Raw genomic sequence first — 22,195 nt, 5'->3', positions numbered from 1 at the left:
AGCTAATCCCACTTGGGCTCATCTGATAGCAACCGAAGTCTTTCCCCCGAAGGGAGTATGCGGTATTAGCAGTCGTTTCCAACTGTTGTCCCCCACTACCAGGCAGATTCCCAAGCCTTACTCACCCGTCCGCCACTCGTCAGCCAAAGAGCAAGCTCTCTGCTGTTACCGTTCGACTTGCATGTATTAGGCCTGCCGCCAGCGTTCAATCTGAGCCATGATCAAACTCTTCACTTTAATGATTCGTTTGAAGTTGTAGCTTTAAACTAAGCTACTAAGTATGTTGGCTAAACTCAAAGTCCTTAACTAAGAACTCACACAGATTGTCTGTACCTAAATTTTTAAAGAACTACAAAGCGCTTGGCTTTGCTTTTTTGTTTCGCTGCATCGCTTAGTGCGTTACAGCGAGGACGTATTTTAATGATTTGAACTCACGCGTCAACAACTTTTTTAATCTTTTTTACAGATTCTTCAAAACTTTTTAACAAAACCCAGTATACATGCGGTTTGTGACCTTAAAATTTTTTCAAACTTTTTGATTCACTCAGCACTTTTTGATTGCATTAATACCATTTTTAATCAAATTGACGTGATCTTGGTGTCTAAAACTCACTGCAAACTGATTGTTATAAGACCCTATTTTCATGCATTCATAACAAAATGAACACGATTTCATTTGATTAAATACTGAATGTGACGATCTATAAGCCATCAGTTATGCATAACAAGCTTCTTGCTTCAATAAACGAACAATAAGACTAAATGCATTCATGTCTTTTCTGCATGAATTGAAAAAGGGCTGTGCAGATAAATCTGCACAGCCCTTTTTAATTAATACAAGCCTAAGATTGTTGTATCGCGGATATCTACATTAAAGGCACCGCTACAAGCTTATCGAGTCTAGCTTGGATCTTTTACCTCATATACAAGCTTTTACCCTTGTGATGAAGTCTTACCCCCTTGTAGCTGATCACCTTGAGCTTGACCATTTAATGGAGCAGCTTGACTGGCTGGTGTTGCTTTTTGTTGAGCTGAAGCAGTACGGTAGCGAACTGACTGGCAAACTAATTTGCCCTCATCATTAATATCGATACTGTACTTAACACCTGGCTGCATGTGTCCTGCAAGAATCATCTTAGACATTGGATCTTCTACACGGCTTTGAATTGCGCGACGCAGTGGACGAGCACCAAATACAGGGTCAAAACCAACATCAGCAACGTAATCATACAGATGCTCAGCAAAATCCACCTCTAAGTTTACGTCCTTCAAACGTTTGATAAGAGAATTCATCTGAATCTTAGCAATCTGACGAATGTTCTCGTGAGAGAGTGGATGGAAGACTAAGGTCTCATCAATACGATTTAAGAACTCAGGCTTAAAGTTTTTCTCTAGGATAGAGAAGATCTTTTCCTTGATCTGTTCATATGAACTTTTACCATTCTCCTCTTGAATCATTGAAGAGCCAAGGTTGGAAGTCATAATGATTACAGTGTTCTTAAAGTCGATAGTTCTACCTTGGCTATCAGTTAATCGTCCATCGTCTAATACTTGTAATAAAGTATTGAACACATCTGGGTGAGCCTTTTCAATTTCATCGAGCAGTACCACAGAATAAGGACGACGACGAACAGCCTCAGTTAGCTGACCACCTTGCTCATAACCAACATATCCAGGAGGGGCACCAATTAAACGTGCCACATTGTGCTTCTCCATATACTCAGACATGTCAAGACGCACCATAGCATGGACATCATCGAATAAGAACTTAGCTACTGCTTTACACAGCTCAGTCTTACCAACACCGGTTGGACCTAAGAACAAGAATGAGCCAATTGGACGGTTAGGATCTGACAGTCCTGCACGGCTACGGCGAATAGCTGAAGCGACAGCACGAACAGCCTCTTCCTGTCCAATTACACTCTTATGAAGGTTCTCCTCCATTCGCAACAGCTTAGCTCTCTCACCCTCCATCATCTTGGACACAGGAATACCTGTTGCGCGTGATACAACCTCAGCGATTTCGTTATCAGTTACCTTATTTTTGAGGAGCTCAGTCTTTACTCCCTCAGCCTTAGAGCTGTTAGAGATCTTTTGCTCAAGCTGTGGAATAGTGCCGTATTGCAGCTCACTCATACGAGCAAGATCACCATTACGACGAGCCACATCAAACTCATGACGAGCTAAATCCAATTGCTCCTTGAATTTCTGAGTTCCCTCTAATAAGAGCTTCTCATTCTTCCAAATACCATCTAAACGCTGGTACTCAGTCTCAGCCTTGTTAATATCAGCATCGATTACGGCAAGACGCTTTTTAGAGGCTTCATCGGTCTCTTTGGCAACGGCCTGTCGCTCCATCTTAAGCTGAATCAGCTTGTGATCTAATTTATCTAAAGGCTCTGGCTTAGAGTCAATCTGCAGACGAATACTTGCTGCAGCCTCATCAATAAGATCAATAGCCTTATCTGGCAGCTGACGATCTGAAATATAACGATGAGATAAAGTTGCAGCCGCTACGATAGCAGGATCGGTAATTTGCACATGGTGATGCAACTCATAACGCTCTTTAAGACCGCGCAAGATAGCAATGGTGCTTTCAACGCTAGGCTCTTCTACCAATACCTTTTGGAAACGACGCTCTAAAGCGGCGTCTTTTTCAATAAACTCTCGATACTCATCTAAGGTAGTAGCACCAACACAATGAAGCTCGCCACGAGCAAGGGCAGGTTTGAGCATATTGCCCGCATCCATAGCGCCATCACTCTTACCAGCACCAACCATAGTATGAAGCTCATCGATAAAGAGAATTACCTTACCGCCTTGCTTAGCTAAATCGTTGAGTACACCCTTTAAACGCTCTTCAAACTCACCACGGTACTTAGCACCAGCGATCAGTGCGCCAAGATCTAAAGAGAGCACACGCTTGTTACGCAGTCCCTCTGGAACTTCTCCTTTAACAATACGTTGTGCCAGTCCTTCGACAATTGCGGTCTTACCTACGCCAGGTTCACCAATGAGCACAGGATTGTTTTTAGTACGACGCTGCAGAACTTGTAAGGTACGACGAATTTCATCGTCACGACCAATTACTGGATCTAATTTGCCCTGCTCTGCACGTGCAGTTAAATCAATAGTGTACTTCTCTAATGCACCACGTGTGGTTTCAGCATTCTCATCGTCGATGTTGCTTCCAGCACGTACTGTCTCAAATGCACTTTGCAGCTTCTCTTTGTTTAAATTGCACTTTTCGAGAATGCGCTTTAAGTCATTCTCGGTTTCCATTGCTGCAATGACGAATATTTCTGAAGAGATGAAAGAATCTTTATTCTTCTGTGCTAGCTTGTCGCACAGATTGAGCATCTTGCCTGTTTGAGGGGACAGCTGTAAATCGCCGCCTACACCCTGTACACGAGGAAGATTATTGATTGCCTGATCTAACAGGATCTTTACAGCCTGTGGATCGGAGCCAGCTAATGTCAGCAGTGGACGAATCGAGCCGTCTTCCTGGTTAACCAGAGCAGACATGATATGTACTGGCTCAATAAACTGATTGTCGTGACCAACTGCTAACGATTGTGCGTCAGATAAAGCTTCTTGAAACTTTACAGTAAAACGCTCCAAACGCATATCGTTCCTCCGAATGTTAGTAAATCATCAGGACAAGAACAACATACCCACCGTTTCCACTAAATTGATCCTGTGCGAACTAAACTTGCTTATATAAACAGCAAGTTTCAGTCTTTAGCACTTTGTTCAATGTTAAACGCAGCAGAGATTGTCACTGCTATTAATATTGCTCTTTCCTACACTTAAATATGTGGGGATTGAGTAACCATTTTTAAAGGGCTAAAGCGTAAAAAAATATTTGCCAAACCATATATAGCTATCCTTAGCATACATATGGCTTTTTAAGACGGCTAATCTCAGAAGATATAAAAACACACCTACAGTTTTTTGCCACCCCACCCATACCTTGCCTATGGCAGATGAGTTTCATGTAAGCTTTTAACACAGCCTAATTGATGGCTCTGGCAATAAGTTAATTATGCTTGCAACTGAATAAAGAGCGAACAGCTAGCGCCTTTTGATAGATGGATGGTGCCTTTATTTTTAGATTACTCTGAAGCTTTAGCATTCAACCTTAACTATCAAAAAAGCCACCTCGCTACAAGGCTTGGCAAGAGGATGTAATGCAGGTCGAAAATGATCTGATACTCAGCGACTAATTTAGACAGATAATGGATGCCATGCGACCCGTAACTTTCTCTTTACGATAAGAGTAGAACACTTTACTTTGCATATAAGTGTCGCAGTGGCCACCAAAAGGTCTTGAAGTTACGCCATGGCTTTCAAGCTCGATAATGGCTAACTTGTAGATATCACATAAGTACTTTGGCCCGCCAAGCTCAGTCTTTACTCCGTCACGGAGAACAAAAGCTTGTGAATGTGCAGGATTCTTGGCCTCAAAGATCGCTTTAACCTCAGGACCTACTTCAAAGGAGGATGGACCAATAGCTGGTCCTAAATAAGGAACAATGGTGCTTAGCTCAGCGCCTAGCGACTCCATAACATCAATGGCATTACCAATAATATTGCGCTCTATGCCCTTCCAGCCACAATGAATTGCTGCAACTACATCATTGCGCTCATCGCATAACAAAAGCGGCAAGCAATCTGCTGTCATTACGGCCAAAGCCGTCTTTTTAAGCTTGGTAACTAGGCCGTCACAGTTGAAGATCGGAGTATCTAAATTAGACTCATCAACAATGGTCACATCTGATGAATGAGTCTGCTCCATAAAGCACAGGCGTTCAAACCCAAAATCAGCTTTAACTAGTGCTCTATTTTGCATCACCTGCTCGTTATCATCACCCACATGATGCGCTAGGTTAAAACTATCATATGGAGCAACACTATTGCCTCCAAGCCTAGTGGTATAAAAAGCGGTTACATCATTGTTAAAGCAGTCGATCACCATGTAACGCTCTTTCACAAGGCAGCTTTTAACTTTATCTGTTAATGCCTTGAGATCATAGCGACTGCTATTAGCATTTATATTCAGCTCTGACATGATGATCTCCTGATTTTCTTAACCGTGACATGCTTAACTCACCTGAAACAAAAGTGTCTTTTCGATGATACTCATTAGTATGAACATAATTATCTTGAATGCGCATACTACACATTTAAGCAACTAGAGCTGTTGACCTAACTCTAGTTGTGATCATTTGATTAAGTCTTATCTACGTCTATTCAATTGAGCTAATGCAAAATAAGCGCAACTTATACACCTTAAATGATGCCGTTGGCCTCATAGTCCTCACGGAGCAGATCTAACAAATGGGTCATCTCCTGAGGAAGAGGGGCATCAAAGCCAATGATCTCTTTGGTGACGGGATGCTCAAACTCAATGTGGCTTGCGTGCAATGCCTGATGACGGTAATTGTTTAATGCCTCATCGAGCTCTAAAGAAGCGCCGGCAATATGCTTAATACGACGACCACCATATTGAGTATCACCAAGTAAAGGATGGTGTAAGGATGCCATATGGACACGGATCTGATGAGTACGGCCAGTCTCAAGACGTAACTTTAATCTTGTATGGGCACGGAAGCGCTCCATAACACGATAGTGGGTTACTGCCTCACGGCCCATGCCTTCTGGCATAACTGCCATGCGTGTACGCATATTCATATCACGGCCAATTGGAGCATCGACGGTGCCACCTGCAGTTAACTCGCCTTCAACAATAGCCTCGTACTCTCTAACTACTAAGTGCTTAGCAATAGCCTTAGAAAGATGATGTTGTGCTACTTGAGTTAACGCAATAACCATGAGACCAGAAGTGTCTTTATCAAGACGATGCACAATACCTGCTCGTGGCAGTGTAGCTGTTTGAGGGAAATGATAGAGCATGGCATTCATGACGGTACCATTCTTAATGCCAGCACCTGGATGAACCACGAAATTGATTGGCTTGTTGATAACAATCAAATCATCGTCCTGATAAACAATGTTCAGTGGCAGATCCTCTGGTAGAGCATCGAGACTTTCTGGCTCTTTCATTAGAACAGTGATCTCTTGGCCGGCAGAGAGCTTAATACTTGGCTTAGTCTCAACCTTACCATCAACGCTCACTCGTCCCTCATCAATAAGAGTACGTAAGGCGCTACGTGAATGGTTTTCAATCATGCCGCCTAAAACAGCGTCTAATCGAACACCATGGAACTCGTCAGTAACTTGCAGCTTAATCTCTTCGCTCATCTTCTCACCAGCTAACGCCTCAAGAGAGGCAATAATTAAATCTTAAACTATAAAAATTCATTTATAGCTTAGTTCCCTGAGATCTTATCTGCAGGGTCAACATCTATGCTTGAGCCTTAAACTTAAATAGGCATGAATAAGCCTCTTGTTAGCACCAAAGCAAATGAACACGCACTAAATCCTTGCTTAAGCTAAAAGAGCGATGTTCTTTTAGTTAAGCAAAGCTACCACCCAGGTGCTACCTAGATAGAACAATTAAGCTTGCTTAATTAACGATTCTTAGCAACACCATCATGTACTTATGTTAAATAAGCAGATCTATGCAAATCGTTGCACCGCAATGCGTGCTTAACTTACTCGTAAGATCTTAATGATCGTTAAGATATAGCGTAGATGTTATGTATTAGATATTTGATGCCATGCATTTAGATCACTTTAGATCTAGCTGCATCTCATGTGTCTCATACTCAAATCGAATGCGCTTTATGCACATACTTTGTCAAATCAAGATAAGGTCAGACACTAACCAAAGCCTTGATTGTTCATATAGGTTTCTTGAACTTGAAAAGCTCAAGCTTTTACAAACTTGTGCACATATTAACAAAAAAGCCCCTGTCCTTTCGAGTTTACCTCCAGGACAAGGGCTTTGGCTTTGCTTGTTTGAACTGGTTAATGTAACAAGGTCAGAGCTTTATACCACTGCTAACTTGTTACTCTATCTACTTAATTGAAATCTATACTTGTATCTCTCAATGTATGAAGTCAACTACTAGAATTATCTTGTTTGCGGCAAATTCCGTAGTTTACGGCAGATATATGCTAATCATGAATGACTTACCGATCTTTGGCGATCTTTACGATCTTTAAAAAAGATCACGCTCTCATGCGGCAAGATCAATCACTTTTATAAGTCATATAGCCTATCTAAGATCTTAAGATCGCAGATCTTGCGATCTTATATACAAAAGTCAGGCCGACTTTTAACCAAGATCTCAACAAGCGATCAAATTATACCCTACACAACAAAGAAAAGATCTCCATGCTCACACTGATCTTTACGCACAAAGCCCTTATTTACGCCCCAAAAACACCATACAATCCTATGATCTTTGGCACTCCCCGCGATCTCAACTTTCACTATTCACCGCCACTTTATTAGCCACGATCGCAACAATCTTAAGATCTCAAGAAACCTTACTTAAGATCTCGACTTTCAATATTCACCGCCCCTTTACTAGCCACAATCGCCACAATCTTAACTTCTCAAAAAACCTTACTTAAGATCTCAGCCATTTTTTTTAAGATCTTAAAAAACTTAACAATGGCCTAAAAACGCCATCCTCAGAGTTTGCCAAGGCAGAACATTGCCTCAGCTACAACTAAACAATCTTACATATCGTCAATAACAAAAACAGAAAGATCACCGATCGCCACTTTCGCGACTCATTTCATCAAGATAGCTGGCTATACCTTAAGATCTATGCCTTAAGATCTTCCCCCACCAATAGCCATAATAAGGATAGATTACAGCACTACTATCTATAAGATCTTACAAGGCACTTGACGATTAGGCTGCTGCATAATTGCAATGTGAGCTAACAAACGCTACTCATGTCATGATGAGAAAGGTCACAGTGACTACATATTTCTTAGCACGTATGTCTGAGATCAAACTAATGCTATGAATCTAGTACTCATCTTCAGAAAGCTCACGTTTCATACGCTCAAGAGCTTTAATTGACGATGCAGGAGAAAAACCTCGACGAGTTAGGTAGGCAAGCGCCTTATTACGCTGAGCATAATCTAGTTCGATCATTGAATACTTCTTTACTAGTGCTTCATAAGCAAGATCATCCCAATCAACCTCGGCTATTTGATCTGAGACTAATGAAAGATCAGCCCCTTTTCTCATAGCCTCATAGCGCAGCTTATTAGGTCCATATAAAGCAAATTGCATATGGCGAACGAGCATCTCTGCATAGCGCTCATCACTCTGATAGCCATTTTCCACGCATTTTGTTAAAGCCTCATCTACAGCCTCTTGCGTGTAATGGCGTAAGGCTTTTTGCTCTAACTCACTTTGTGAGTGTTCTCTCTTAGCAAGTAAACCTACCATGTAATTGAGGGCATTAGCTGCACTAGCATCAGGCGCTTTTTCCTTAGCAGATGCTCCTTTTTTAGCGCCATATGATCTTTTCTGCCACATAGTAAATGATCTTCCTTAGGGTAAAACTAAAAAAGAAAGCTGCTCGAACTTCACGCATATAAGCGCTCTATACCCTGTGCAGCTGTTGTTATCATAATACATAAGATAAATACAGCAACGGCAGCCATACCCAAAGCATCAGCAAAATGCTGCAGCTAAGGCTATGACTGCCGTTGAGAAGAATAAGTGCCTTAAAAGCTTTTTAAAATAGCGCTTTATGCTGTTTTAAAAGAGCTCGTGCAAGGCTTGAGAAAGACTACTTTGTACAAGTAATCCGAGGTTTAGCATGACTATGCTTAACCAAGATCTCAAGCTGCTAGAAATAGGCACATTCTTTAAAATTAGAGATCTTCAGGAATCTCGTTAATGAGCTCTTCATCCTCAAGATCAAGAGGTGGTAAATCATCCATATCTGCATCTGGAGATGGCTCTGACTCAGTACCGATCTGCAGATCATCTTCGTAGTCTGAGTTCTCCTTGAAGTGCTTACGAATCTTGGCCTCGAGCTCATCAGCAACTTCTGGGTGCTCATCTAAGTAGCGGATAGCATTTGCCTTACCCTGGCCAATCTTATTGCCATTGTATGCAAACCAAGCACCGGTCTTCTCAACAAATTTGCACTGCACGCCAAGATCTAATAACTCGCCATTCTTGGAAATACCGTAGCCAAAGAGAATCTGGAACATTGCGGTCTTGAATGGAGGAGCAACCTTATTCTTAACAACCTTAACCTTGGTCTCATTACCAATAACAGTCTCTTTCTCCTTAATTGGAGTGGACTTACGGATGTCTAAACGTACAGAAGCGTAATACTTAAGAGCATTACCACCAGTAGTGGTTTCAGGGTTACCAAACATCACACCAATCTTCATACGTAGCTGATTGATGAAGATAACCATACAGTTAGACTGCTTAACAATACCAGTGAGCTTACGTAAAGCCTGAGACATTAAACGAGCCTGCAGACCAACGTGGTTGTCACCCATATCACCTTCAATTTCTGCCTTTGGTACTAAAGCAGCAACAGAGTCAACAACGATAAGGTCAATACCACCAGAACGAACTAAGGTCTCACAAATATCTAAAGCCTGCTCGCCAGTATCTGGCTGAGAAATCAGCACGTCATCGATCTTAACGCCAATCTTACGAGCATAAATTGGGTCAAGAGCATGCTCTGCGTCGATGAAAGCACAGACTAAGCCCTGCTTTTGAGCGCAGGCAATGGTCTCTAAGGTTAAGGTGGTCTTACCTGAAGATTCTGGGCCAAAGATTTCAATAATACGGCCCATTGGCAAACCGCCAACGCCTAATGCCAGATCAAGAGTTAAAGAACCAGTTGATACTGCCTGGATCTCCTCAAGCTCGCCCTGGCCAAAACGCATAATGGCGCCCTTGCCGAACTGACGCTCAATGTGCTCCATTGCAGCCTCAATCGCCTTAAGCTTTTTAGGATCTGCGGTTAAGTTAGAAGCTAATTTGCTGCTTGAAGTAGCACCTGATTCCTTAGCTTTGGTCTTAGTTGCGACTGCCATAAGACATCTTCCTCAATTCGGGTTTCACATATACTGTCAGTAAGTATACTCAGTGACTAAGTGATTGTAAACAGATATTTTAAATTGCGAGTATATTTTTTAAGTGTACTTGTTCATATATAAGCATTTTATTCTTAGCAAATGTAGCTATATATAAAATTGATCTATAGGCCATTGCATGGGAATATAGCTAGTCTTATGAACAGGACGCTTTCATCGCCCGCACTATTAAATGTATATAAAGTATACTTTATATCCTAGCATGTTTAAATTTATATGCTAGTTATATGATGACAACAAAATCATCGTTAAAGTAACTACCTTAGCAGCACAGATTATAAAGCACTACTAAGCACTCATACGCACTGCTGCGATCTTAAAGATAAATTTTGCCCTGTGCTAAGTCAGCAGCACGAACTGCAACATCAGCATACATCTACTCTTATATATCTATATGTGAAATGATAGCTGATAAATTTAACTAGCTTACTATGCTATATCCAGCCTCTTGCAGCGATTTAGAGGCACTTAAAGTAAGTAAGCCATTTAATGCCTCACAAACGGTGCTTTGGCGAACTTGTTCACGATCGCCGTTAAATAGATGTCGTTTTACAAAGCAGTGTTCATCACAGCGACGTTTAAAAGCTATATAAACAGTACCAACAGGCTTTTCTTGAGATCCGCCTGTTGGGCCTGCAATACCTGTTACAGCTACTGCAATATCAGCATCAGATCCCTTAAGTGCACCCTTGACCATCATACATGCCACGATCCCACTCACGGCCCCATAAGAGCCTAATGCCTCTTCACTGACACCAAGCATCTCCATCTTTGCCTTATTAGTGTAGGTAATGAAAGAGCGATCAAACCAAGCTGACGAGCCTGATACTGCTGTTATAGAGGCACTAATAAGTCCACCAGTACAAGACTCTGCAGTTGCAAATACATGCTTATGTAAAGCGTAGTCTTGAGCAAACTGCTCTGCAAGCTTAATAGTATTATCCATCCCTAACCTCTTGTTCGTGAAACTTGTGTACAAGATAGCTCTTAACGCTCTTTTGCTCGTGATACAGCGATCATCGTCAACTACCATCTTATAACTTACAGACATCAATTAGATCTTGTTGCAACAAAACAGTATAAAAAGCGCATTTATCTTAGCGTTTAAGATAATTATCCCACTTTCCGTGCATATTAAAGAATCTGTGACAAAATACACCCCGTCTATTGCTAGTTTGATCTAGTAAGTGAACAACTGCATAGCCAGTAACTAGCTTACTTGAGATAAACAGCAAATATTTCCGCACTTAATTACAAAAGCATAAGTGCGATTTGATTGTTTTAGTTTCTAAGGCGGTAATCATGTCTGATGTTAGCAATGTAGCCTCTTTGACGCCTATGATGCGTCAGTACTTCGAGATCAAGCAACAGTACCCAGACACTTTAGTGTTTTATCGGCTTGGAGACTTTTATGAGCTCTTTCATGACGACGCTAAAGTCATCTCTGACTTATTAGATCTGACTTTAACACGTCGTAATAATGTGCCCATGGCAGGTGTTCCATTCCATGCTGCCGATGGTTACATCGCAAGACTCATAAAGCTTGGTAGATCTGTCGTCATCTGTGAGCAGGTCGGTGACAGAGCCACTACCAAGGGCATGATGGAGCGTAAGGTAAGTCGTATTATCACTCCTGGTACTGTCACCGATGAAGGTATGGTACCTGAGCGTGAAGAGAACATCATTGCCTGCATATTTGAGCAAAAGGGTGTCTTTGGTCTATCACATTTAAACATTAGCTCTGGCAGATTTGTCGCTAGTGAATATCAATCTCTTGCAGATTTAAGTGTAATGCTCTCAAAACTCTCTCCTGCTGAGTTGTTATACCCAGAGCGTTTCACTTACTACAAAGATATTCAAAATATTCTTTGTCGAAAGGCCCTACCACTATGGGACTTTGATTACGACAATGCAGTGACAGCCTTGTGCAAGCAATTTAACACCATGAGTCTTAATGGCTTTGGTGTTGATAAATTACATACCGGTATCTGTGCAGCTGCGGCTTTGATTAACTACGTTAAAAGCACGCAAAACACTAATCTTGAACATGTTAGAGCCATCTCATTAGAAGAGAGCAACTCTCTTGTAATAATTGATAGAGCTGCACGTAAAAACCTTGAGCTTACCGAAAGCCTATCAGGTGAGCTGCGTGGCTCCCTGCTTGGAGTTTTAGATAAAACTTCAACTGCCATGGGTTCACGTCTGCTTAGAAACATGCTGTTAAACCCACTGCGCAATAATACTGAAATTGAAGGCCGTCTAGATTTAGTCGAGGCCTTAGCGCATGCTAACAAACGCTTTGACCTCAGCGAGTTACTCTCCTCTATTGGTGATCTAGAGCGTATCGTAGCTAGAATTGGATTACGCTCAGCAAAACCTCGCGATCTGTCTACCTTACGAGACTCCCTCTCTTTGCTTCCAGAACTAAAAGAACTGCTACGTACCTGCGTACAGCAGACTAGCGATGCAGGCGCACAATCTAGTGAATACGGGAACACTGACAATACCAATGCCACAGCACCATCACCTGCACCTGCACCTGCAGCATCACCAGCATGTGCTGACACCGTATCAGCATCGGACGATGTAACTACCTCAGAAGAGGTTGCACCGGACACTTGCTCAGCAAAAGACACACAACAATCAGATGCAAAGAGCAATAAATATCGTGACATCCTAATCAATAAGGCAGAAATGCTGCCAAAACTAGATGAGGTTTATGAGCTGCTTAAAAAGGCTATTGCCGAAATGCCTGCCTTATTAGTGCGTGATGGCGGTGTGATTGCCTCTGAGTATAGCCCTGAGCTCGATGAACTTAGAGAACTGCAGTCAGGATCAGAACGTATTCTTATGAAGATCGAGGAGCGCGAGAAAGAACGTACCGAAATAAGCTCCTTAAAAGTTAGATTTAATAACGTTCATGGGTTCTATATCGAGGTATCTAAAGCCAACTCAGATAAGGTACCAGCTGACTATATCAGACGACAGACTCTTAAAAACTCTGAGCGCTACATCACTCCTGAACTTAAAGAGCTCGAAGATAAAACTCTTTCAGCTAAAACAAGAGCATTGTTGCTTGAAAAAGAACTCTACGATCAAATCGTTGAGGAACTCATTAAGCACCTGCCAGATTTAAGTGCCTTTGCTCATAATGTAGCTGTTATTGATACTGCCCTGTCTTTAGCTAAGTGTGCACTTGAGCATCATTATGTTCGTCCTGAACTTAGCAGCGACAACATCATTAAGATTGAGCAAGGTCGTCACGCTGTAGTTGAAGCGATCAGTGATACTCCATTTATTGCCAATAGTTTAGAACTCTCTCCTAAGCGTAACTTAGCAGTGATCTCTGGACCTAATATGGGCGGCAAATCGACCTTCATGCGCCAAGTAGCCTTGATTGCCATCATGGCGCGTATTGGCTCATTTGTGCCGGCCAAGTCAGCAATAATTGGTGATATTGACCGTATCTTCACTCGTATTGGAGCATCTGATGATCTGTCATCTGGCCGTTCTACCTTTATGGTGGAAATGGAAGAGACTGCTACCATTCTCAACAACGCCACCGATCTATCCTTGGTGATTATGGATGAGGTCGGAAGAGGCACATCTGGCGCAGAAGGCTCTGCTATTGCCGAAGCAATAGTGCAATATCTGGCTAAAGACATTCATCCTAAGACTATGTTTGCCACTCACTATGCTGAGGTCACTACTTTAGTAGAGCTCTACCCTAACGCCTTTAATCTTTGTTTCAACGCCAAAGAATTCAATGGCAAGATTGTCTTCCTCTATCAAGCAGAAAAGGGTAGACAATCAAGATCATTCGGCATTGAGGTAGCACAGCTTGCAGGCGTTCCAGTAAAGATCACAAAAAAGGCAATTGGCTTCTACATCGCCAGAACCAAGGAGCTCGATAACGCCAACATCTTTACTCCACCACTGTTAGCCACTAACGATTTAGGAAATTTAGACAACGCATCAGACAACAATGCTTCAACAGAGAATGCTCCTGCATCTCAAATAGCTGATGCAAAACAGAAACAGGCAACCTTAGAGGCCAAACTCATCGAAGCCCAAGCCCAAGCTGCAGCACTTCAAGAAGAACTGTCCAAAGCCCAAAGCCTCATGCAGTCCATCAAAGACATTGACCTTAACAGCCTAACCCCACTTCAGGCCCTAAACACTTTGAGCTCTCTCAAAGAAACCCTCACCGCTAAAAACTAAGACCTAATTAATCCCGTCACTATACACGGCACAGGACATCGTCCTGTGCCTTTGTATTTTACATGTACAACACTTGCTAAACCCTAAGCTCACCATATACCGATTAGCAAGTGTTGCCACCAAATACACGGATCTTTATTTCTCTTCTGGGAATTTAAACCCCGACTCTTCCGAATACTCCAAGACAGTTTGAACCTTACTAAAATCAATCTCTGGTAGTTTTGAAAAATCGGTAATTTCGTTACCAGGATCCATACCCATTTTCTCGAGCATATGAGTTACCGGCTTTTCTGAACCAGCCCAAGAATAATGAATTTCATCAGAATAAATTGACAAACCATTAATGAATAAATCACATTTACCTTCTGAGCAATAATTATAAGGCTCTATATAAACAATTTCTGCCAAACTATTGTCTGTCTTTCTTAATGCAGAAACGTGATTGACTGCATCCTTTAATACTTCATTAATATGTTTATGTATGTATTCAGTTTGCGATAAATATAGTTTTGGCAATATATCAATAACTTCTGAATTACAAGTCTTAATGAATAAAGCCAATTCAGAGCTCATCGACTGTTTATCACCTAAAATGAAGACCTTTCTGCCTTTAAAATCATATGCAACTTTTAGTATAGAGTTGAATAGTAGTTCCTTATAGTTACTGATATCCACAGTAATAGACTCATCTTCAGTTGATATAAGCTTATCTTTTATCTTTGCACCTGGATATTTATTTACTGTCTGATATAAGCTCCAGTTCTGTATAAAAACAATTGGAGCCTTTGGATAATAATCAGATAATGATTTAGTCATTTTATATAGTAAATTGCAATTCTTTTTTTCCCAATGATCTGAATAATACCCTGCAATTGAAAAACAGCCAGAATTTGCATTTACAATAAAAGGAATGTTTCTAGCAGCTAATGCGGACACTGTCTCATGCGCAAAACTATCTCCTTGAATAAGGAACATAGGCTTTCTACTATTTACTAGCAATGCCAAATCAATTTTAAAGCCGTCCCCACCTATTTTTTCGTAAGTTTCTATGATTTCAGATTTTACTTTATACGATGGTCTATATATATCGGACAGATAAACAATAAAAACACAGCACAAATATAAAATTAGAAAACCATATCCATAATTTCTGCGTTTTTCAACTGTATAATGCAAAGCAACAGACAAAAGAAATATTATTACAGTTAATGCAATTAAATTATCATGAAAACCAAAAATATAAGCCAAAACAAGAACTGGCCAGTGGACTAAATATAAAGCATATGACCACAGGCCAATCTTTTGAAATACTACATTTCTTAAGAGAGAATTTTGATTATTTGATGCTATGCAAAGCCAAGTTCCAAGCATAGGAAGAAGCATCCATGCAGTAGGCCACCCATTCTTATCATCAACTACTGCAAATGATATACAAAGAATCAATAATCCTAAAGCTTCTAAATATTTAGAGCAAAATGGTGAATATATACTTAGAGCCTTTTGCTTAAAAAGCGATTTAAAAATAGCACTAAGAGGACAGAAATAAGCAAGAGATCCGACTAAAAGCTCTGAAGCTCGTGATGGCAGCATATAATATGATTTTAATGAGTCAAACTCTGTCCAAGCTATGCCTAATATTAAGCTTAAAATTACCAGTGCAGAACATATATATATATATGGAGCCTTATTTGATGTTGAAAATTTTTTTATTAAAAGAAGCAGTATTGGATAAAAGATATAGAATTGCCACTCAACAGACAGCGACCAAGTATGTAAAAACAAGTGACTCAAATCACCGCTGTCAAAGTATCCAGTTTCTTTAGCGAATCTAAAATTAGATATAAATCCAAGAGAAACTTCGGCTTCCCTTGTTAATCTATGATATGCCTCAGCATTAAAAGTAAAATATCCTATTATTGTGGTTATTAAAACTACAACAAAAAGTGCAGGGCAAATTCGTTTTGCACGCTTCTTATAAAAGTCCCACAGCGAAAAACTATTGTTTTCTAGCCCTTCAAAAATAATCTTTGTCATCAAAAATCCTGAGATAACAAAGAAGATATCTACACCTAAGAAGCCTCCAGGAAGAGCAATAATTGAGTCATCAAATATATGCCCTATATGAAAAATTGTTACTGCAAGTACGGCAATAGCTCTAAGCCCAGTAATATCAGATCTTAAATTGGTACTCATTAGCTTATGACTCTTAAAACACTACTGACAAAATTTAAATCATCAGAGATACTGTAAAGATACAATAAATTTGATTTTTAATCATAATATGTTCAAATTTTGATTATTTATCAGTTTTAGTACAAATAAAAAAAATAAGGCAGATTATATAATCTGCCTGATTGGTTAACCCCGTCCTATCCTTAAGATAGTAAATAAATTATTATATGCAATATAGATCTTGCTTATTTAGGAAGATAGCTAACTGGGTTTACTGACTGACCACGGTAGCGGATTTCAAAGTGCAGACGAGTTGATGCTGCATCAGTGTTACCCATACGAGCAATGTGCTGACCACGCTTTACCTTTTGACCTTCCTTAACCAGCATTACGTCATTGTGCGCGTATGCTGAGAGGTACTCATTATTGTGGTTGATAATGATGAGATTACCAAAGCCACGCAGAGCGTTGCCAGAGTAAACAACCTGACCGTCGGCAGCTGAGAGAATTGCTTGACCACGGTTGCCAGCGATATCAATACCCTTATTGCCAGTTTCTGCAGTTGAGAACTGCTCAATGACTTTACCAGTTGTTGGCCATGACCAGGTTACACCTGCAACTTTTCTAGTCTTGGAGTTAACAATTGGAGTCTGTGCATTTACTGGAACCTTTTGAGTTTGAGTTTGAGTAGTGGTTACAGTAGTTGCAGGCTTGCTATTGCCCTTTTGAGTTGTTGTGGTAGTGGTTGTCGTGGTGGTGGTAATTGAGGTACCAGCCTGAGCAGTAGTGCTTTGAGGCTGACCAGCTACTGGCACTGAAGTGCCAACCTTATTAGGAGCAACAGCACCGCCTGCATCAGCACGTGACAGAAGAATCTTCTGGCCTAACTTAAGATTATATGGAGGCTCTAAATTGTTAACGCCTGCTAAGAAAGACACAGACTGATTATTCTTACGTGCGATGGAGTACAAAGTGTCGCCTCTTTGCACGATGTAGCTAGGTGCCTCTTGAGCCTTTAAGTTAAGCACCAGCACTTGGCCTAAAGCTAAGTTGTATGGTGGAGTAATATTGTTAATCTTGGCTAAAGAGTGGTAATCGAGACCATAACGGAATGCAATTGAGTAAAGAGTGTCACCCTTAACTACAGTGTAACGATCTGGGCTATTTAAACCACCGCTAATTGCACTTTGAGTAGCTGGAGTAGCAGCAACATCTTTATTGGCTGCTTCACTATCAACCAATAACCAATTGCCAGAGGCTTCACTAGGCTTTGGCTGAGGCTCTTGAGCTACTGTTTGGCTAGACACTGTAGTAGAGCTAGAGTACACAGGTTCATCTGGTACACCACCAATTAAGGTAGCGCCACCGTTATTAACCTGCGGAGCAGGAGCAGGAATTGGGGCTGGCGTTGGTGCCGGTGTCGGATTGTAAACAGTAGTTGTTTCGTATACAGGAGTCTCTACAACTGCACTGTCAGTCACAACAGGAGCAGGAGCCGAATTTGTAACACCGCCTTCATAAATACCATTATTGCCCATAGTGGTAACTGGGCCGGTTCCACGATTGACGGTAGTTTGTCCTGATGAGGTCTTGGTGATATCAACAACACGGCCTGAGTGGCTGTAATTCTGATTTGAAGTCTCACATCCTGTAACTAAGGATACTAACAGAGACATTACCATCATATTCATAACTGTGTACTTCACAAAAAACCAACCTCTACTGTAAACAGACGCACACTGTAGATTTTTATCCATGAGCACCATAAGAATAGCCCATGTATAAAACACACCAGATCTCATCCAATTAAGGCTATACCTTTGGCAAGACCAATAGTTATGGAATGACATCCATAACTATAAGTTCTATGCATACACTTTACATGAGATTCACATAAGATTCCATGACTAAGCTCATCTGCTCAAAGCTTAACTACACGATCATCTTATATGCGATGTAAACCACGACTAAAGCAACGCATGCCCAGCCAATAATATCAATATAGCGACTGATCGCCTTCTCCATACGCTCACCACCAAACTTGATGATGCCAGCTTCAAGGAAGAAGCGCATGCCACGACCAACTAAGGACACTAAAACAAAGTTAATGATTGTCAGCATACCTGAAGATCCAGTAGCCGCAACGCTTTCTGCAGCAACCACACCTGTTGTCACTGCAATGACCTTATATGGTACAGGAGTGAATGCACCAACAAAAATCATCAGAATACCGTACTCCATGATAAACCAATTGCGTACGGTGGCCATGGATTGCTCATAATTGAGCCACTTGATGAGATCTGCAATATAAGGATCGTAAATAAAATAACCTAGATAGTATCCAATCACCGCACCGGCTACTGAAGTTGCAACAGTGACAGTTGCATAATGCCAGGCTCTGTTTGGTCGCGCCAAACACATAGGAGCTAGCATTACATCAGGCGGAATTGGCCAAAAAATAGACTCAATAAATGAGTTAATAGCTAAAAACCATGGGGCTTTCGGGTGCTTTGCTAATTTGATGCAGAACTCGTAAAGGCCCGAAAAAAGATTTAGTTTCACAAACTTGCCCTGTAATTAAGGTAAACAAATGAAGATATATGCCAACATCAGCTGCATTAGCATATAGCAAGCGCATACTCTTAACAAAGACTGTGCAAGTCAGAACTAAGAGCGATTGCATACGTAAGGTAAAGCATAATTGTTCATTGCTTACGTTGTCGGCTCTGCATCATACTAAATAAGAATTAGGCTTGAATGAGAAGCACTACCGCTTCACATGCAATGCCCTCTTTTCTACCTACAAAACCAAGCTTTTCGGTAGTAGTAGCTTTAACGCTCACCTGAGATAAGTCGCATTGCAAATCACTAGCGATATTAGCTCGCATTCCTGGCTCATGCGGCATTAGTTTAGGGGCCTGTGCCATAACTGTAATATCAAGATTGCCTATCTTGTAGCCAGCTGCAAACATGCGTGAGGCAACGTCTCTTAACAGTACTCTGCTATCAATACCCTTAAAGCTATCATCATTATCTGGATAAAGCTGGCCAATATCGCCCATAGCAAGGGCTCCTAAGATAGCATCGCACAAAGCATGCAATACCACATCTCCATCAGAGTGAGCAACGAGTCCAAACTCATAAGGAACTGCCACACCTCCTAAAATACATGGCCCATCTCCACCAAAGCGATGCACATCAAATCCGTGACCAATTCTCATCTATTCACCCTATCTTTTTACTTATGTATGCTAGTGTCGAACGAACTACAAAACGCTGCTGCAATATTTTAAATGTCTACTAATCTCATGCAAGTACTTTAAACAATGAGAAAACACTCAGAACAAAAGTATAAGCATAAGATGAGATGGCCTGTCTCGTCAGAGCGTACTTAGAAATTTGGTGCACAATAAGACATTAATGCTTTTACCAATAGAAGGTCAGCAGGCTCTGTAACTTTGAAATTAAGCGGGCTGCCCTCTACAAGCATGACTTTATGCCCCTTAAGCTCCATAGCAGAAGCTTCATCAGTAATAAACTCAGGATGAGTTTTAAGCGCTTCATTTATCGCCTTGATAAGATCTTTAACTCTAAAAAACTGCGGGGTTTGTGCGCGATACATCTTAGAGCGATCAACTGTCTTACGGACATAAGGCATTTCATTTGTATCTAAGGATGCTTTAGATGCTTCCTTTAGCGTATCAGCTACTTTAGATACCAAAATGCCTCCCTGATAGCCTTTATTTAGACCATCAGCGACACTATATAAAAGCTTTTCGATATCAAACAAAGACACCAAAGGACGTGCTGCATCATGCACCATAACCCACGGCGTCTTAACGGTCTTTAGACCGCATAACACACTATCGACGCGTTCTTTACCACCAGGAACAGTCACAACCCTATTAAGATCGCCCAAGCAGGTAAACTTGAAGTATTCATCTTCAGGACTTATTACCACAATTACTCTGCGCACATAAGGGCTTACTAAAAGCTTGAGAACAGTGTGCTCTAAAATACACTTATCATCGAGTTTTAAATACTGTTTAGGCACTGCACTGCCCATGCGTTTACCCACACCTGCAGCAACGACTACAGCATCAATAAAACCATCGTTTATCAAACTCTCACGGTCAGTAATGGCACTGTCACTAGAATCACTAATATCTGCATAATCATTATGAAGAGCACCTTTTTCAATAAGCTGCCCAGGAATATGCTCTGTATTAAATGCAAATGAAACTAACTCCTGCTGAGCTATGGTTAATCGGCTTCTAGCCTCAGAAAATAACAAAACTGGTGCAGATTGCTCATGATTATCGGCAGATTTAACTAAAGAATCATTCACATCGGCGCTATCGCCTTCATGATCTGCACTTTGCTTTTGCTTAGGCAAAGCATCCTTTGCGACAAAATCATGTTCTGCATGCAAGGCCTGCTCGATGCCACGCTCGAATGAAATAAGCTTACGCAAGAATAATTTGTCACTACCCTCTTGGCACATCTTGGTAAGCTTATCTACAAAGCCAGGGTACGTTAGTTCAAGCTTTTGTAGTTCACCAAAACGTTCAACGGTAATGTGCTTAATCTTTTTTCCAACACGCACACTACGCTTAAGATACACATACTGGCGGCCACTACTAGGGCTTTTAACTTCAACGTACATACAACTCTCTATTTCTTATCAGGAAACTTAAATCCACTTTCCTCAGAGTACTCTAGCACTGTTTGTATTTCATTAAAATCTATATCAGGCAAGCTATTAAAATTAGTGCGCTCAGTACCTTTTTCAATTTTCATATAACTCAATAGATTGGACACAGCTTTCTCAGCTCCGGCCCATGAGTAATGATGCAAACCTGAGTAAACTAGCATGCCATTACTTAAAAACAAATCACACTCATTATTATGGCAGTGAACACTAGGCTCAACATAAATCAATTTAGCCAAGACTTCTCCTGAATTCCTTAAGTCATTAATTTTATCTATGCTGCTTTCCAGGATATTGTTAATAGAATACTGAAAATACGGAGCTATCACATACTTAGGCTTATTGTTAGAAAGATACTCAATGGCCCATGTGCTGATTAGCTCATGATTAGGCATATTATTTGAGTCATGATAAGGGTTTTCTTGCTTCTTACCTACGATATAGATAGTTCTATCAGAAAAATCTTGAGCTAATTTAAAAAGATCACTATAGAGAAACTGTTCTTGTAAAGAAGGATCGACAAGTTTATTAAAATCATCAATAAAATGGAAAGATTTGTCATTTTGCCCATAAAGAAGCGATTCAGATTTACCATAAAACGGCCAGTTCTGAATAACAACCAAAGGTATATCTTTATATTTTTGGGCCAATAGTTGTGTTCTTTTGTAAACACTATTGCACTTGATGTCTATAGCATCAAAATAACTATTTGGCTCATGTTTATATTTAGAGTGCAACCCAATTGAATAGCAAGCGTCTTGATTATTAGAAATAAAACTAATACCTCGCGACGCTAAACTTTTAACTAGCTCTCGTGAGTGACTATCGCCATGAAGGATAAATTCTGGTTCACTTTCTCCTATTAATATAGTTTCTCCTCCGTAAATATGTTCACCTCCATAAAGCTCATACATATCACCGGATTGTTCTTTATACGCTAATTCTTTAAATTTTGGATCAATTTAATAAATTTAGCAGTAAATCCGATAATTTTTTAAAAAGTAACCTATTGCTAACTTAATTGTTAAT

At 40.7% G+C, this 22,195-nt stretch carries 12 protein-coding genes, 1 rRNA gene and 1 pseudogene; 1 reads left to right on the top strand and 13 read right to left on the bottom strand.

The genetic code is table 11. The annotated features are described in order from the left end of the window. The 7 genes and pseudogenes from H524_RS0109440 to H524_RS15215 all read right to left on the bottom strand — a co-directional run. A 16S ribosomal RNA gene (locus H524_RS0109440) occupies positions 1–237 on the bottom strand; the annotation flags it as partial. Positions 238–1,056: 819 nt separating this feature from the next. Continuing rightward, positions 1,057–3,627 (bottom strand): annotated as a pseudogene (gene clpB / locus H524_RS15225) (ATP-dependent chaperone ClpB); the annotation flags it as partial. 595 nt (positions 3,628–4,222) lie between these two features. Further along, a complete protein-coding gene (gene pgeF / locus H524_RS0109430) occupies positions 4,223–5,071 on the bottom strand; it encodes a peptidoglycan editing factor PgeF (protein WP_052339027.1) in 849 nt (282 codons plus the stop codon). A 221-nt stretch (positions 5,072–5,292) separates the two neighbouring features. Further along, on the bottom strand, positions 5,293–6,264 hold the full coding sequence (rluD, locus tag H524_RS0109425) for a 23S rRNA pseudouridine(1911/1915/1917) synthase RluD (protein WP_027940043.1): 972 nt from the start codon (positions 6,262–6,264) through the stop codon (positions 5,293–5,295). Positions 6,265–7,951: 1,687 nt separating this feature from the next. Beyond that, positions 7,952–8,470 (bottom strand): regulatory protein RecX, encoded by a 519-nt coding sequence (locus H524_RS16675; RefSeq protein ID WP_052339026.1) that lies wholly within the window; start codon positions 8,468–8,470, stop codon positions 7,952–7,954. 341 nt (positions 8,471–8,811) lie between these two features. Beyond that, positions 8,812–9,891 carry a recombinase RecA gene (gene recA, locus H524_RS0109415; protein ID WP_044121950.1) on the bottom strand — a complete coding sequence of 360 codons (1,080 nt, stop codon included), beginning with the start codon at positions 9,889–9,891 and terminating at the stop codon, positions 8,812–8,814. A gap of 592 nt (positions 9,892–10,483) precedes the next feature. Continuing rightward, entirely contained in the window at positions 10,484–11,008 is a 525-nt protein-coding gene (locus H524_RS15215; RefSeq protein ID WP_044121944.1) for a CinA family protein, read from the bottom strand. A gap of 356 nt (positions 11,009–11,364) precedes the next feature. Here H524_RS15215 and mutS point away from each other — a divergent pair, with 356 nt between their 5' ends. Next, positions 11,365–14,283: a DNA mismatch repair protein MutS gene (gene mutS / locus H524_RS15210; RefSeq protein WP_052339025.1), complete on the top strand. Its 2,919-nt coding sequence runs from the start codon at positions 11,365–11,367 to the stop codon at positions 14,281–14,283. Between the two features lie 135 nt (positions 14,284–14,418). Here the strand turns inward: mutS and H524_RS16670 are convergent, their stop codons facing one another. The 6 genes from H524_RS16670 to H524_RS0109370 form a co-directional block, all read right to left on the bottom strand. Then, positions 14,419–16,476 (bottom strand): acyltransferase family protein, encoded by a 2,058-nt coding sequence (locus H524_RS16670; RefSeq protein WP_052339024.1) that lies wholly within the window; start codon positions 16,474–16,476, stop codon positions 14,419–14,421. A 224-nt stretch (positions 16,477–16,700) separates the two neighbouring features. Further along, entirely contained in the window at positions 16,701–18,161 is a 1,461-nt protein-coding gene (locus H524_RS15200) for a peptidoglycan DD-metalloendopeptidase family protein (protein ID WP_169726143.1), read from the bottom strand. Positions 18,162–18,387: 226 nt separating this feature from the next. After that, positions 18,388–18,876 (bottom strand): YqaA family protein, encoded by a 489-nt coding sequence (locus H524_RS0109385; protein ID WP_245580460.1) that lies wholly within the window; start codon positions 18,874–18,876, stop codon positions 18,388–18,390. A gap of 326 nt (positions 18,877–19,202) precedes the next feature. Next, positions 19,203–19,676 (bottom strand): 2-C-methyl-D-erythritol 2,4-cyclodiphosphate synthase, encoded by a 474-nt coding sequence (gene ispF, locus H524_RS0109380; protein ID WP_027940040.1) that lies wholly within the window; start codon positions 19,674–19,676, stop codon positions 19,203–19,205. Positions 19,677–19,846: 170 nt separating this feature from the next. Continuing rightward, positions 19,847–21,121, bottom strand: coding sequence for a 2-C-methyl-D-erythritol 4-phosphate cytidylyltransferase (ispD, locus tag H524_RS17750; RefSeq protein ID WP_052339022.1), 1,275 nt, complete (start codon positions 21,119–21,121; stop codon positions 19,847–19,849). Positions 21,122–21,129: 8 nt separating this feature from the next. After that, positions 21,130–22,080, bottom strand: coding sequence for an SGNH hydrolase domain-containing protein (locus H524_RS0109370; protein WP_027940038.1), 951 nt, complete (start codon positions 22,078–22,080; stop codon positions 21,130–21,132). Between the last annotated feature and the right edge of the window lie 115 nt (positions 22,081–22,195).

It is taken from the genome of Anaerobiospirillum succiniciproducens DSM 6400, assembly GCF_000482845.1.
Classification (GTDB): Bacteria; Pseudomonadota; Gammaproteobacteria; order Enterobacterales; family Succinivibrionaceae; genus Anaerobiospirillum; species Anaerobiospirillum succiniciproducens.
Note: the sequence above shows the minus strand (reverse complement) of the source record. Positions and strands in the feature narration are given on the sequence as shown.

What these genes read in the sequence shown, in the direction of transcription:
- pgeF (WP_052339027.1), bottom strand. Translation starts at nt 5,071, where the DNA reads ATGTCAGAGCTGAATATAAATGCTAATAGCAGTCGCTATGATCTCAAG.
- rluD (WP_027940043.1), bottom strand. Translation starts at nt 6,264, where the DNA reads ATGAGCGAAGAGATTAAGCTGCAAGTTACTGACGAGTTCCATGGTGTT.
- H524_RS16675 (WP_052339026.1), bottom strand. Translation starts at nt 8,470, where the DNA reads ATGTGGCAGAAAAGATCATATGGCGCTAAAAAAGGAGCATCTGCTAAG.
- recA (WP_044121950.1), bottom strand. Translation starts at nt 9,891, where the DNA reads ATGGAGCACATTGAGCGTCAGTTCGGCAAGGGCGCCATTATGCGTTTT.
- H524_RS15215 (WP_044121944.1), bottom strand. Translation starts at nt 11,008, where the DNA reads ATGGATAATACTATTAAGCTTGCAGAGCAGTTTGCTCAAGACTACGCT.
- mutS (WP_052339025.1), top strand. Translation starts at nt 11,365, where the DNA reads ATGTCTGATGTTAGCAATGTAGCCTCTTTGACGCCTATGATGCGTCAG.
- H524_RS16670 (WP_052339024.1), bottom strand. Translation starts at nt 16,476, where the DNA reads ATGAGTACCAATTTAAGATCTGATATTACTGGGCTTAGAGCTATTGCC.
- H524_RS0109385 (WP_245580460.1), bottom strand. Translation starts at nt 18,876, where the DNA reads ATGTGTTTGGCGCGACCAAACAGAGCCTGGCATTATGCAACTGTCACT.
- ispF (WP_027940040.1), bottom strand. Translation starts at nt 19,676, where the DNA reads ATGAGAATTGGTCACGGATTTGATGTGCATCGCTTTGGTGGAGATGGG.
- ispD (WP_052339022.1), bottom strand. Translation starts at nt 21,121, where the DNA reads ATGTACGTTGAAGTTAAAAGCCCTAGTAGTGGCCGCCAGTATGTGTAT.
- H524_RS0109370 (WP_027940038.1), bottom strand. Translation starts at nt 22,080, where the DNA reads ATGTATGAGCTTTATGGAGGTGAACATATTTACGGAGGAGAAACTATA.